The sequence below is a fragment of the Verrucomicrobium sp. GAS474 genome (assembly GCF_900105685.1).
Lineage (GTDB): Bacteria > Verrucomicrobiota > Verrucomicrobiia > Methylacidiphilales > GAS474 > GAS474.
The window spans coordinates 992,822-1,006,871 of record NZ_LT629781.1 but is presented as its reverse complement, the minus strand read 5'-3'; the positions used below and the strand labels follow the sequence as shown (position 1 = coordinate 1,006,871).

Below are 14,050 nucleotides of genomic sequence, written 5' to 3'. Positions count from 1 at the left end.
CCAGTTTGATCTAAGCGAGAGCAGCGGTTTTCTAGGTACCGTTCATCGTTAAAGGCGATGTGCAGATGAGCCGCATGCAAGCCTCATCGTTGGATTAATACTCTAGTAAACCGTGCAGAGGCGAGAGGTCAGATCTGCGGATCATCGACGATCTTTGAGGCTTTTTTGAAAGCTTTGCGACGCCTTTCTCGGAGTCTTATTTCCTCAACAATCAAGGGAACTTGATTCGCATCCGTATCGATCAGCTCAAACATTCCCTGAATGCATTGAGATGCAATCACCTCGGGATCACGAAGAAGGACTCGCGATAATTCTTCCAAACGCTGGCTTAACTCCATAGGCACCGCATTTTTAAGACCTTTTCGAATCAGATCCACGCAGGCTTTTGATTTATCTTGATAGGCCCCTTGGTCTACGAGTTTTTGGATTGCGAGCTCGATGTCAGCAGGACACCAAAATCCGATCTTCTCTTTTCTCCAGCATCCATTCATTGATGCCTCTTCATGCTCCAAATCCTCTCTTGAAGTAGATGTACTGGCCTCTCTCATTGCAAAAGCGTAACGTATGAGCACACGAAGTGAAACCCCTTCATGCAAGTCTTTTGTTAAACATTAATTTTCCACGAAAATCGGCCTAATGTATAGAAAGCGAAGGGTTGTCATCACAGGCGTGGGGGCTGTAGCGCCAAAAGCCATTGGAGTTGAGCAGTTTTGGTCTAACTTAATTTTAGGCCATAGTGCGATCGACTACATCAAGTCCTTTGATGTTTCGACACTCAAATGTAAAATTGGCGGAGAGGTAGGGAAAATCGATACCAGCGAATATTTTGATTCGAGCATCAAAATAAATCGCTACGGGAAGAACGCGCTCTTTGGACTCGTGTCTTCGGTCATGGCCCTCAGATCCTCGCGTCTCGAGCTAGATGGAAAACTCCGCGCCAATCTATCCTTGGTTATGGGCGTCACTGGAGGCCCCTTAGACATCATGATGAAGCATGTCCCGCGGTCATCGCCCTCTCCTCTATTCATTCCTGCGGGAACAGCGAACTCGGTCTGCACCGTGATCTCAGAATACTTTGGATTGCACGCCCGCTCTCTGACCACTTCCACAGCCTGCGCTGCAGGCTTGGACGCAATGGGCATCGCTTATCAACGCATTCGCAGCGGTGAAGAAGAGATTATCCTGGCTGGTGGATCCGACTCCACTATCGCCTTTCATCCTTTTGCGGATCTAGAAGCCTGCGGAATGCTGACCGACCGCAATGATCCCCCGGAGAAAGCCAGTCGGCCTTTCGACCTCAAACGCGATCGAGGATTGGCTTCCGAAGGAGCGGGCGTATGCATTTTTGAAGAGCTTAAGCATGCTAAGGCACGCAAAGCTCCGATCTACGCAGAGGTGATTGGCTGTCGCTCCAACCTCGATCCGCATGATGGAGAGCACGGATCAGGTTTGGTCGAATCGATGCAAGGAGCCATGGATGACGGAAGTATCAGTACCCATCGCGTCCAATACATCAATGCCCATGGGCCTAGTGATCGAAACATGGATCGTGTCGAAAGTGATGCCATCAAGAAGGTTTTTGGCCAGCATGCTCGGAAGGTGATGATCTCCTCGATCAAGGGGGTGACCGGCAATCCTTTCGCTGCTGGAGGAGCGCTTCAAATGGTGGCCTCTGCCTTAACGATAGACCGTAAAATGGTTCATCCCACCGCCAACTACGAAATCCCGGATCCAATCTGCGACCTCGATTTTGTGCCGGGAGCCGCTCGCAAAGTTTCAATCGACACTATGCTTGTGAACTCTCATGGAATGGGAGGCGGTAATTGTACGATTGCACTTGCTCGCTTTAAGGAATGAGTCTCGCCTCCTACTTGGTCAGCGCTGCGTTTCTTCTGAATCTGGTTCTGGCCTTCTCGGTTGCCTCGCGCGGAATCAAACGCCCGACCAATCAAGCCTTCCTTTTCCTAAGCGTCTGTATCGCAACATGGCTCTCCTGCGTCTGGATAGGGTTGCAGCAGACCATCCCAGAAAAAATCGAGCCGTGGATTCGCATCTGTACGGTCAGCGGCCTATTCATGCCCCTGTCTCTTTACATCCTTTGCGATGCGATTATCACTCAACTTCCTCTTTGGACTGTCCTGCGTCGGAACGTCGCGTGGTCTCTTTTTATCATTGGTGGTACCACCCTCGCCTTCACTCGGTTCTTCTTAATTTCGGTCACGGCTCCCTATTCCGCCGACGGTTTTATCAACATTGCGACCCCTAACTACGGGCCTGGCTTCCTGCTTTACTCGGTCGCCCACGTTTCCATCTTCATCTTCACGGTGATCCGAGGGATCCGAATTAGAAAAAGGCTCAGAGGCATCACTCAAGTGGAACTGGATTACGCCTTGCTCGGCGTACTCGTCTTCAACGGACTAGCCATGACTTCCGCTGGCATTGCTCCCCTATTTCTAAAAAACTCCCAAGTCATCCAGCTCCCTCCACTTTGGGTCCTTATCCTTGATCTGATCATCGCGTACGGGATTTCAACACGGAGATTGCTTGGTATTAGCACGCTAGCTCGCCTGCTGGCTTCCTATACGCTTTGGATCATCTATCTAAGCGCTTTGTATGCTCTTACGTGGTGGACAACGAAGGCGGCTTTCAATTTTCTTACGTTCGATAATCTATTCCTTGCGCATCTGATCCCGACAATTGTTGTCACCTTGTCGATGGCTCCAGCGAAGAGCATTTCTCAGAAAGTCATTCACAAGCTGTTTGTGAATCCGGGAAACATCGACTTGAAAAAGGGCCTTCAGCTGCTTGGAAACCTTTCGCTTGAGACACGTTCAATCGAGGAATTTTCCCTCAGGTCGCTGCAAACTATGGCCTCGATTGCCGGCACCGACACAGGCTCGATACACTTCTTCTGCCAGCCAACCACCTGCCACATCGGGGAATCTCTACCTCCATCCGAAGAGCTGCTTTCGAATCTGAGATCGTTCATCTCACGGTCACCTCAGAATGGGCGCCCAATCGCTGTTCACATGCTACCTCGGCAGTTGAATTCAGATGACCCCATGCTACGGGATATCGGCACTCTCCAGGCAGCCCTCATCATAGGCATTTTTTCAGAGTCTACGCCCGTCGGGATTATTCTGCTGGGGGAGAGGCTCACCGGCAAATTCTACGATCAAGAAGACGTCGACTCACTTCAGCTGCTTGCGAATCATTTGACATCGGGACTCTCGATCATTCGGCTCTACTCGGAGCTCTCGCAAAACAGCTTATATCAAAGCACCGTACTGGATCAGCTTATCGATGGCATCATTTCCTCGGATTCAGATGGGCGCATCACAGTTTTGAACCGTGAATCCAAGAGGATCATGGGAGATCTCTTGCCAAAAGAAGGCGCTCATATTCGCACGCTGCCAAAACCCATCGGAGAACTTTTCGAAGGAGTCCTTACGACGGGCGACGAAATTGGAAATAAAGAGATTCTCTTCAATCGATCAGACCGGCCGATTCCTATCCGCATCGCCTGCCGAAGACTTACAAATGAACAGGGGAAAGTTCTTGGCGCTTCCCTGATTTGTCACGATCTCTCGGAAATCAAACTTTTGGAGCGCCACCTTTTACAAGCAGATCGCATGGCAAGTTTGGGAAATTTGTCAGCCAGTGTCGCCCACGAGATCAAAAATCCTCTGGTTGCCATGAAAACGTTTGTCCAGCTCCTACCGGAACGATTTCACGACAAAAACTTCCTCGCTCATTTTTCGACTATCATTGGCAAGGAGATCAATCGCATCGACGGGATCGTGAATCAGCTCTTAGTTTGGGCAAAACCAGCAGCTCAGAAAACTGAGATGCTCGATATCAGTGAGGTGGTCAGTTCGATGTTGGCGCTGTATCGACTCGAAATCACCAAAAACCGAATTCACGTTAAACTCAATCTCCCTCAAGGGCCTCTTTTAGTTTTAGGGCGGCGGCAGGGCATTCAGCAGGCCCTTTCCAACCTTATACTCAATGCTATCCAAGCTATGAAAGACGGAGGGCATTTGACGCTCACCGCTGAATCTGTTGATCACTTTGATGGAACAGGGATGATCGGCCATGATTCCAGATTAGAGGATCCCTCCCCAGAGATCGTTATCGTTACCGTGCAAGATACAGGTGATGGAATACCGCCTGAAATCATTCCCAAACTGTTTCAACCCTTCATCACCTCTAAGTCAGATGGCAATGGCCTAGGTCTCTCGATCGTTCGAGAAATCATACAAGCCCACCACGCCGCGATATTCATCGAAACCGTGGCTGGCAAGGGAACTAGTTTCAAATTGGTTTTTTGTTAAACTAATTCTCTCTTTTCGTACACCCTTGCTTTTCACTCCTTGGCCCCACATATTTGTAGGAAACTTACAAATTTGTAAGTCCGAAAGGGGTTTTGCAATCTATGTACGATTTTATTCCGTCCACCAATCGCCAGCATTGCATTTTATGCAGTGACGACCCTGAGTTTGTGGATAACCTGACGGGTTATCTAAGTGACCTGTTGGCCTTTTGGCCTGCAGAGACCTCACAAGAAGCCTTCACCAGGCTAGAAAAACGGAATCACTGTATCGCCATTGTGGATCTACATCTGGATGGGGCCGTTCCGCTCATCACAGCCCTGGCCAGACGGAAGCCGGGATGCCTGACAATCGCGATCGGTTCTCCCCAATCTTTTCCTTTCAGAGAAGCTAGCACGCAAGGCATCTATGCCGTCTTCGATTCCAATGCACCTAGTTCCTCCCTCCAAGCCCTCATTGAACAAGCCACCCGCCATCTCGAGCTCATTGCGGACAATTATGCTCTCACGCAGCAAGTGAACGAGCTGAAGAACAAAATTCCTGCCCTTGCGATCAACGCGGGTCAGCACACTTTGCCCTTTCAGAAGATTCCCATGATTGCGGACGTCTTCGGTAAACTACAGCGCCCCTTCGATGTTCTCGACGACGCCCTCGAAGAACTCACCACGCACTTTCTCTCTACCAGCGTGGGTATCTTCACTCTTCGTGGAGAAGACTACGCACTGAGAGCAGGACTTCGTTGCTCTGAAGAGGCCTGGCAGACTGCATTTTCTCATAACAATGTTTTCGTCCGATGGTTAAAGACACACGGGCAACTCATCAGTAGCAAGCTCCTGAGCAACATCGAGCAAACGGAAAATAGACTGGTTTTAGCCCAGACTCTTGAAGCACTGGGGGCTGACATTGTCATTCCTATTACAGCTCACTCCTCATTGCTTGGATGGCTCTTTCTAGGAGCCAAAGCCAACGGGGATTCCTACGACAGAAATGATCACCAAAAACTGCTTAAGGTGAGCGATCAAGTGGCGCGGATTCTCGAAGGTCTTATCCAGTTCACCGAGAATACGAAACAACAGCACATTTTGGCAGGGATGGCTGATGCAGTTCCCTCGGGACTACTTTTAATTGATTCAAACCACACCGTAAGCTGGGCTAATGGTGAGGCTAAAAGGATTTTGAAGCTCGATAACGCAAAGCCTGGAGCCCGTAAATCAATTGATTCCATTCATTCAGGCGTGGCCGACGTGGCGCGACGCGCAAGCGAAAGCAACGGGCGACTGGTCGGCGTTGAATACCACGATCCTAATGGATTTCATCTCGAGATCACAGCCCGCCATCTTGAAACCCGTGGCGATGAGATCGGCACAATGGTCCTCATCGAAGAAACCCCTCAACGCATCGGCACCCAGATCATTCATCAGTCACCAAAAGATCTTCAACATCCTTCCAATGATCTTGCCTTCAGAATCAAGAACGCCCTTTCCACAATCAAAAGCTTCAGTCAGCTTATCGCCGAGAAAAAGGGCGATCCAGAGTTCCTTGCAAGCTTCAGCGTTTTAGTGGATTCCGAAATCGAAACCTTGCTTGAGCTTTCCAAGAAACTTCCCGAACACGCTGACGTTTAGGCGGGACCGCTGTTTTGCCCTCCATGCGAAATATTCTGTGTGTCGATGACGACTCGGGGACCAGGGAATCGATCAAAGCTGTTTTGGAAGATCGCTACAACGTGTTCTTGGCGGGTGACGTCAAAGAAGCGCGAGAAATCCTACGTAAAGGAAGTTTCGACATCATTCTTCTAGATCAGGCATTACCAGAAATCAGTGGGTTAACTTTTTTAGAGGAACTTAAAAATTTGATACCGGGGATTCCGGTATTAATGATCACGGCCGTTAGCTTGGAGAATACTCTTGCCGAAGCATTACGCCTAGGTGCTGTGGGATTGATTGCTAAGCCATTCGATATCCACGAACTTCGACATCTTGTTCAGCAATCCATCGCTGCTTCAAGAGAACCGCGCGCCCAAGCCATCTTACAAAAAGGAGAAGAGGAGGTTTTCCCTGTTCGAAGCCCAATAGGTATCTCCGCTCCTTTTCAAAAGATGCTGCGAATTGCCAACGAACTAGCCAAAGACAACGTTCCCATTTTTATCTCAGGGGAGAAGGGCGTCGGGAAGGAGCTCATCGCTCGACACATTCACGCGCTAGGACCACGATCTTCAGAACCATTTTACACAGTTCGGTGCCGTCAACATTCAGAAGAGAGCTTAGTTCGGGAATTATTCGGCGTAACAACCCCCGATCACATTCCAAGCAAAGGGGCCGTCGATTTGGCTGGATCGGGCTGTCTCTATCTAGATGGTGGAGAGGTTATTTCTCGTGCACTCAAAGAAAGAATATTCAGCTCTCTGAGCGCTCAAGAAAACGGGCCCTTATGCCGTGCTCGAGTGATTATCAGCTCAAACAATTTTAACGATTACTTAAAGAATTCTCCCAATTCTAACACTGAAGACCTTAACGCCCATCACCTCCAAATACCTCCTCTGCGAGAAAGGCGCGAAGATCTGCCGCTCCTAGCTTACCACTTCGTCCACGAATTTCGCCACAATCTACAATCTGGAATTTCCGCCATCGGGTCAGAGGCCATCCAATTCATGAAGATGTATTCGTGGCCCGGCAACGTTCGCGAACTTCGCAATGTGATCGAGCGGGCCTGCTTGGTTTACAGCACCGAAAAGGAACTCCAACCTGCGCATCTTCCCAAGGAAATATCCTTAGCGTTACCTGCCACGATTATTCAAACAGGTCTCACCTACGAGCAAATGGTCGATGATTTTGAAAGAGCTATCATCGTCCATACGTTGGAGCGAACTTCGGGCAACATCACCAAAGCAGCTGAGCTCTTGGGAACAACGATTCGTGTAGTGTCTTACCGGATTAACACGCTCAATCTCAAGAAATACACGAACGGAAAATAAGGAGAAAACAGATGAAAGTCTTTCCGATAGAGGAGATCTTCGAGGCAGCACGAACCAAAGCGCCCTTCTACAAGAAACTTTATTCCGCGCTCCCGGACTACTCGTCTTTAGATGTTCTACCAATCGTAGATCCAACATCCTTTTGGAATGCACATCGTGAGAACCGTCAAAACATCCTCACAGCCCCTTTAGTTGGCGGTCTTGTTCTCAACAGTGGTGGCACCAGTGGGAATCCGAAATTCTCGTACGTGACACGTTCCGAGTACTCTTCCTGCATGGAGGTGTCCGCTATGGCCTTTACGTCGGCCGGCTTGGTCGATGGCCATCGGGTTATGAATCTCTTTCCGTCTGGGGATCTGTATGCCGCCTTTCTAACAGCGACTTATTCCCTGGAGAAAATGATGCCTGACACGCTCCACTTCCCAATGGGGTTCTTGTCGTCTGATGAATTCGTCGGGCAAATTATGGCCGACTTCCAAATAACCGCGGTCGCTGGCATGCCGTCCAGACTGTATAAGCTTTTCTTGTCTCTTCTCGAGCAAAACGTAAACGTCGAACTCGACCTTATCCTTTTTGCTGGAGAGCCATTTTTCCCAGATCAAATTCGGCTTATTCAAAAACTCTTTCCCAAAGCGAAAATTCGCCCTTTAGGGTACGGAAGCGTTGATGGAGGAATTCTTGGCTTCTCCGATTTCACCTGCCTCATGGGCGAATACCGCCCTTTTAGTGACCATCTCGTTTTTGAGATCGTTGATGATAATGGGAAAGTCATCAATGAACCGGACATTTCCGGCCATATTGTCATCACCAATCTTCTTCGCAAGCTGATGCCCATCATCAGATATCCTACGGGAGATCGAGCTGCCTGGATTGAATCGTCCGGAGTAAAATATCGCAAATTTCGACTTCTGGGACGGGGAAATGAATCTGCTCGGATAGCAGATCTAAACATCTATCCTTCAGATATTTTAAATGCGGCCAATCGCGGCCAAAGCCACACATTCTCTCGAGTTCAGCTTGTTGTGAAACGCTTCTCTGAACGAGATCAACTCACTGTCTTGTTTGTGGCGGAAGAACCTCCGGTAGATGAAAAGACCATTGTGGCACACATTCATAGCGCCCTTCACACTGCTCAGCCCGTTTTGGCCAAAATGATCGCTGCTGGATTGATTGCACCGATCGAAATCAAGATCGGCCAGACCAAGGATCTGATAGTGAATCAGAAAACAGGGAAAGCATTGAGCATTGCGGATTTGAGGATGGCCGTCCAAACGAAGTAGTCCTGCTGTTCTTAGAAGGAAACTTCTACTTCTTGTTCGACTTTTAATACGGACTCGCAAGGATAGCGGTCTTTCCAAGTCGAACGGATCTCCTCGATCTTTTCGCGATCGCGAGGCGTGGATTCATGGATGATAACAACGACCTTCAACTTCAGATTCTGATGCTTCCCCAGATGACGATTGAACCACTGCCCGCTTCCAGGAAGAACGGTAATGCCTTTTGGGAAGCGACTAGTGACAATCTCGCTTAGGAACAATTCCCACGCCTCTTCAGATAGCTCTGATCTCTCATCTCCAACCGCAATATATAACTCTGTCTTGATTTGTCTCACAGCAGTTTAGGGAATCAAATTCTATAAACTCGTTGATCACCGAGCGAGAAAAAAGGCCCCTCACTCTTGTTTTTCATGAAGGCTCCACGAACAAGATATGGGACGTTTACTATCCCTTCTTGGACGCTCCCGCTCTTTGCATTCGTGCCCATGGCAGCCATGGGGGTAGATACCACCACAGGGCCACTTACTCGTGGCGTGCCTGATACGATCCTTCAGCCCACCGTCGTAACAGCACAGCCGGATTCAGATCTTGGAGGAGAGACTTTGAGTTCGTTGCAACTCAGAGATTTGAACGTGACGTCAGCTCAAGATCTCACCGCTCTCAGTCCAAACGTGACTTCATTGGACGGAGGAGCTCATTCATTCAATAGCATCATGGGATCGCGAGGCCTCATGAACTCTCTGTACTTCACTGACCCCACGCTGGTTCTTTATGTTGACGATGTCCCTTTCACCAATTCGTATGCTAATCACCTGAACTCGGACTCCATCGCAACTCTTAACATCCTCAAGGGTCCTCAAGGATCCTCGTTCGGTCATAATGGCTCTGCAGGTGTCATCGAAGTAAAACAAGTCCAACCCACCGATTTCTGGACGGCGACCTCCAACAATGAGTATGGAAGCCATGAGCACTACAAGACATTCGAACAAGTAAGCGGCCCTCTCTCCAAAGATGTCTCTTTTCTTGCGTCCACTCGATACGAACAACGCGATGGCTACCTCAAGAACGTCACCCTGAACACTCACCCTGATGGGCAACAAGACCTTCAAGGGCGGGTAGCGCTACGATGGCAGCCAACAACTCGACTCTCCTTCGATTTGAATCTGGAACAAGAGGAAGGACACGACGGCGTTCAGCGTTTTGTTCCCCTGAGTGGTCCAAGGTATCAGATTGCCACCCAGGTTGACGGCAAAAACGATATTCAATCGAATCTACAATCACTGAAGACAACTTATGATGCTGAAGAGTTCCAAGTGCTCTTCATCACAAGCCATCGTCTTTTTGATCTGAGCCCTAACCGAACAGATCTTGGTTTCGGAGGCTCTCCCATTCTCTCAGAGATCGACATTCAGAATAACCAATACGTCCAAGAGCTTCGTATTCGCTCTAAGAATATCGACTCCTTCCACTGGTTTGCCGGCGTCTCATATGAACACGTCACGATAGAGCCAAATACAGCCCAAGTATTCTCTGGCGGCGTCAGCACTTTTTCCAGAACACATCAAACAAACAACGGATACGCAAGTTTCGGCCAAATCGAATTTTGCCGTTTAGAAAAACTTACTATCCAAGTCGGAGGGCGGATTGAATTGGACGAACGTTCTGGAAATCGCGCTTACGTTGACACCTCAGGCAATCGTTTCTTTGATCGTCAAGATAGACAGTATTTGAATGCTGCCACCACGATCAACGGCACTTACACCATCAGCGATCATCACTCGATTTTGGCATCCAGCGGCCTAACATTCCGTCCTGGAAGCTTTGCTCCATTTGCGGGAGCCACAACTTTAGAACCATACGGCTCGGAGAAGACATGGGCCAACTCTATTGGATGGCAGGTGAACGCCTTGGAAAAACGGCTCACATCGACCGTGTCTGCTTTTTGGAACAAGACCTACGACTACCAATTGGAACGCTATACGTTTCCGTTGGTTGATGTCGTTAATATTCCTGCAGTCTCTTCCAGAGGCATAGAGTGGAATCTGGAAGGCAAGCCACTCAAAGAACTAACACTCCAAGCTGGAGTAGGCTTCACTCTCGCTACTTTTGACAGCTATCATGATGGTGTCACAGGTCAAAGCTATGCCAGAAATCGCGTGCCTTACGTCCCTGAGGAAACTTTCCTTTTAGGAGCCACATATCGGCACTCCACAGGATGGATGATGCACGTTGATTATCGTGGAATAGGTCAGACTTATTTCGAACAGAGCAACAATCCTCTCTACGAACAGCCTGCATACGGCCTACTCGCAGCAAAAATCGGTTATGAGACCAAACACTGGAGCCTGTACGTTTATGGAGAAAATCTCGCTGAAACCCGATACGCAACGTTGATCGATTCCGGCCTTCAGACCCAAGTTCCCGGGGATCCTCGAACCGTAGGCATTGGACTCGATCTAAGCTGGTAATACAGGCTCGTCTAATTGGACTAACGCCAGCACATAAAATTTGTACTATGGCTTCTCACAATAGCTTTATGACTTTTTCTATCTTGGCTAGTGACTCAATCGAAGTGTTCTTTTCTCCCAATCGAGGATGGACTTACGTTATCGTAAAGAAGCTTAATCAACCATCGGAGCGAGCTCCGAGTCGGTGAGGGCTTTTTCTCGAAGCTTTGGATCAAGCTGAATGGCTCGCTGCAGATGCTCTTTAGCCTCATCAAGCATGCCCATCCAACTCTCGTGGAGAGCTAGCTCGAAATGGATCACGGAATAGTTTGGATACCGTTTGATTGCTGTCCGAAGGTCCCTGAGAGTTGCTTCGAGGCCATCGACGTGCCGTACTGCATAGGCATAACCGATCCAGTTTTCGGGTTTCTCGGGCTGCATTTTGATGAGATGTGTTGCCACTGTCTTCATCAATTCAACGGCATCAAGCTCCTGATAGACCCGCATTCGCCATCCCAAGATGGTAAGATCGGTTATTAGTTCCGCAGGGAGGTTATCGATGGTCTCGTTCGCCTCTTCCCACATTCCTAGTTCGACATAGCCGAGAATCTCATGACGACAACGATCAAGTTCACTCATACCAACGGTCTAACCCGCATAGTACATCTCGTCGAGCGACCATTCCCACCTGAATCCTCTCTCTCGTTATAGAGCAAAATAGAGAACGAGATGAAAACAAGCCCTACTGCGCGACAGCTAAGATAATAGCAGTAGCTGACGGAGTTCGTCGGCATCCCGAGATCTAGAAATTCTCGGTTTATGCTTCAAATCGGCAAAGCCGCGCAAATTATACTTAAAACGACCACGCGCCGAGATCGTCCCCTCTGAAGGGGATGTCGCAAGTTATGCTTTAGACGAGGTGCAGGAATTCCTTTTTTGGACACATCTGTCAAAAAAAGCATAACTTGAACCGAGGGTTCGGGTAATGCTTCAAAACGCCTTGTCTCGTTTGCGCGTCAAACGGGCAAGGCGTTTTGATTTGAGCCTCCGGATCGCAAATGGCCCGGAACCGAGAGGGCTCGGGCCTTAATCGCCCGCCGTCGGCCAATGGAACCAGACGAGGAAAAGATCGTCCTGGAGCCGGGCCCCGAAGTAACCCCCGTCCCGCGCGGTATCGAAGTCGGCCAAGCCATAGGCCTGGGCGCAGAAGTCGGCGCAGATGCGGAGGCCCAGGCCGTTGCCTCCGGTGGTGAAGCCGCCCCGCAGGAGCTCGTCGACGCGGTCGCCGAACCGATCCCGCAGTGTGGAGGCGTGTTCCGGGGCGATGCGGTTGGCGATCACGAAGCGGACATTTTCGGGATTTTCGACCGAGGGAGTCGGCACCATGGCCAGGAGGACGCGGCCGTCGGCGGTGAAGCGGGCGGCGTTGTTCATCAGGTTGTAGATGATTCGGTCGAGCGTGCTGAATTCGAGGCACGACTCGCAGATCACGCCGGCGTAGCGGCAGAGGACGTCGACCGTGGCCCGGTGATCCTCGCCGCAGAACGGCGCCTTCGTCCATTTCTCGGCAAGGAGCCCGATGGCGTGGTCCTGGCGGGAGGAGTCGGCCGCATAGCGCTCGAGATCGAGATCGGCGACGCAGTTCCGCATGATCTTGAGGTGGTCGCGGACGAGGAAGAAAGCCTGCTGGGCGTCCTCGGGGCGGGGTTCCGCGATCTCCATGAGTTGGAGGCGCAGGGAGAGCGACTGGAAGGCGCCGCCGCGCAAGTCGTGGAGGACGCGGCGAAGCCGGTCTGTTCCGGGGCGGGCCAGAGTCTCTTTCCCGAGCTGGCGGAGGGGGCCGACGAAGGCGGACCAGTCTTCTTCCTTCAGGTAGCGCAAGATCGCCTCGAGGCAGAGAAGGGGATCGCCGTAAACCGGCTTGAGCCGCTCGAAGAGCGCGAGGAGCGTGGCGTAGAGCGAACGGAGCTGCGCGGCGTCGCCTGCGGCGAAGTCGGACAGGCTCGTCCGTTCGTCCTCGGCTTGATAGCGGTCGATCCGGTACGAGGGCAGGTCGGCGGGGGCGAGGCCGTCGATTTCGGCGGGGGTCAGAAGGGGGTTCGACATAAGGGGCAAGGCGAGGGCGAACAGGGGAGACAGGTGACTTTACCCCTCGTCATCCCCCTTGTCGCTAAGCATCAGCAGTGTCTCCCGGAATCCCTCCTTCGTTTGAAGGGAAGGAACTGAGGATTTCAAATGTTTGAATAGAATGGGGATGGCCAAAGCGGGAGGCTGTGTCATCATGAATGACGACTCTTGCAATCACGGGGTTCGGGCTCCGGAAATTCCCGTGAGAGGAGATCCCTGACAACCCCCCCAACCAATCCCATGCGTCCTCTTTCCCCGAAACCGCCGCGCGGCTTTTCGCTCGTCGAGCTGCTGGTCGTCGTCGCGATCATGGGGACGATGATGGCGCTTTCCGGGCCGGTGGTGACGGCGCTCTCGGGGTCCGGCTCGGTGAACAAGGCGATCATCGATCTTTCCCGGACCCTGGAGCAGGCGCGGGCCTACGCGATGGCGAACGGCACCTACGTGCGGGTCGGCTTCGGCGAGATCACCCGGGCCTCGGGGAACAGCGGCCCCTCCTTCGTGGTGCTCTGCCTCTACTCGAACGACGGGACCCTCGCCGCCGCCGACGGCGGCGCGATGGCGACGGCGGCGAAATGGCCCTACGTCACCCGGCCCCTCGTCCTCGACAACTTCCATGCGAACGACGCCCTCGGGACGGCCTCGGACACGCTCCCCCGCGATACCGACATCCCCCACTTCGTCCGGCAGGTGAACGGGCTCGGCGCGGTCCGGTTCAACGCGTGCATCCAGTTCGGCCCCTCCGGCGTCGCCCGCGTCCAGACCGATTCCCCGGCCCGGTTCATCAAGGTGGCGCTCGACCGCCCGGCCCCGATGGACGGCAAGAATCCCTTCGTCATCCGGGTCGGCGGGATGACGGGGGCGATCACCGTCCTCCGCAAGGAAAACCTCTGA

The 14,050-nt window shown here is 51.4% G+C and carries 11 protein-coding genes; 7 read left to right on the top strand and 4 right to left on the bottom strand.

The window, feature by feature from the left end; all coding sequences use genetic code 11:
* Positions 1–128 precede the first annotated feature (128 nt).
* Positions 129–548 carry a hypothetical protein gene (locus BLU04_RS16280; RefSeq protein ID WP_157895105.1) on the bottom strand — a complete coding sequence of 140 codons (420 nt, stop codon included), beginning with the start codon at positions 546–548 and terminating at the stop codon, positions 129–131.
* Between the two features lie 88 nt (positions 549–636).
* Here BLU04_RS16280 and BLU04_RS04180 point away from each other — a divergent pair, with 88 nt between their 5' ends.
* From BLU04_RS04180 to BLU04_RS04160, 5 genes are all read left to right on the top strand, one after another.
* Positions 637–1,857 carry a beta-ketoacyl-[acyl-carrier-protein] synthase family protein gene (locus tag BLU04_RS04180; RefSeq protein ID WP_093282608.1) on the top strand — a complete coding sequence of 407 codons (1,221 nt, stop codon included), beginning with the start codon at positions 637–639 and terminating at the stop codon, positions 1,855–1,857.
* Positions 1,854–4,334 carry an ATP-binding protein gene (locus BLU04_RS04175; RefSeq protein WP_093282606.1) on the top strand — a complete coding sequence of 827 codons (2,481 nt, stop codon included), beginning with the start codon at positions 1,854–1,856 and terminating at the stop codon, positions 4,332–4,334. The genes BLU04_RS04180 and BLU04_RS04175 overlap by 4 nt, the downstream gene beginning before the upstream one ends.
* 101 nt (positions 4,335–4,435) lie before the next feature.
* Positions 4,436–5,956, top strand: a complete 1,521-nt coding sequence (locus BLU04_RS04170) for a hypothetical protein (protein WP_093282603.1) — start codon at positions 4,436–4,438, stop codon at positions 5,954–5,956.
* 23 nt (positions 5,957–5,979) lie between these two features.
* Positions 5,980–7,305, top strand: coding sequence for a sigma-54 dependent transcriptional regulator (locus BLU04_RS04165; RefSeq protein ID WP_157895104.1), 1,326 nt, complete (start codon positions 5,980–5,982; stop codon positions 7,303–7,305).
* 11 nt (positions 7,306–7,316) lie between these two features.
* Positions 7,317–8,585 carry a phenylacetate--CoA ligase family protein gene (locus tag BLU04_RS04160; RefSeq protein ID WP_157895103.1) on the top strand — a complete coding sequence of 423 codons (1,269 nt, stop codon included), beginning with the start codon at positions 7,317–7,319 and terminating at the stop codon, positions 8,583–8,585.
* An 11-nt stretch (positions 8,586–8,596) separates the two neighbouring features.
* Here the strand turns inward: BLU04_RS04160 and BLU04_RS04155 are convergent, their stop codons facing one another.
* Positions 8,597–8,917 (bottom strand): DUF3574 domain-containing protein, encoded by a 321-nt coding sequence (locus BLU04_RS04155; protein WP_093282595.1) that lies wholly within the window; start codon positions 8,915–8,917, stop codon positions 8,597–8,599.
* Between the two features lie 150 nt (positions 8,918–9,067).
* Here BLU04_RS04155 and BLU04_RS04150 point away from each other — a divergent pair, with 150 nt between their 5' ends.
* Positions 9,068–11,050, top strand: a complete 1,983-nt coding sequence (locus tag BLU04_RS04150; RefSeq protein ID WP_162274627.1) for a TonB-dependent receptor plug domain-containing protein — start codon at positions 9,068–9,070, stop codon at positions 11,048–11,050.
* A 153-nt stretch (positions 11,051–11,203) separates the two neighbouring features.
* On the opposite strand, the gene BLU04_RS04145 is transcribed toward BLU04_RS04150, so the two are convergent.
* Both BLU04_RS04145 and BLU04_RS04140 read right to left on the bottom strand, forming a co-directional pair.
* Positions 11,204–11,668 (bottom strand): tetratricopeptide repeat protein, encoded by a 465-nt coding sequence (locus BLU04_RS04145; RefSeq protein ID WP_157895102.1) that lies wholly within the window; start codon positions 11,666–11,668, stop codon positions 11,204–11,206.
* Positions 11,669–12,115: 447 nt separating this feature from the next.
* Positions 12,116–13,135, bottom strand: a complete 1,020-nt coding sequence (locus BLU04_RS04140) for a sensor histidine kinase (protein WP_093282588.1) — start codon at positions 13,133–13,135, stop codon at positions 12,116–12,118.
* A 261-nt stretch (positions 13,136–13,396) separates the two neighbouring features.
* Between BLU04_RS04140 and BLU04_RS04135 the strand changes: the two genes are divergently transcribed.
* A complete protein-coding gene (locus tag BLU04_RS04135) occupies positions 13,397–14,050 on the top strand; it encodes a prepilin-type N-terminal cleavage/methylation domain-containing protein (protein ID WP_093282586.1) in 654 nt (217 codons plus the stop codon).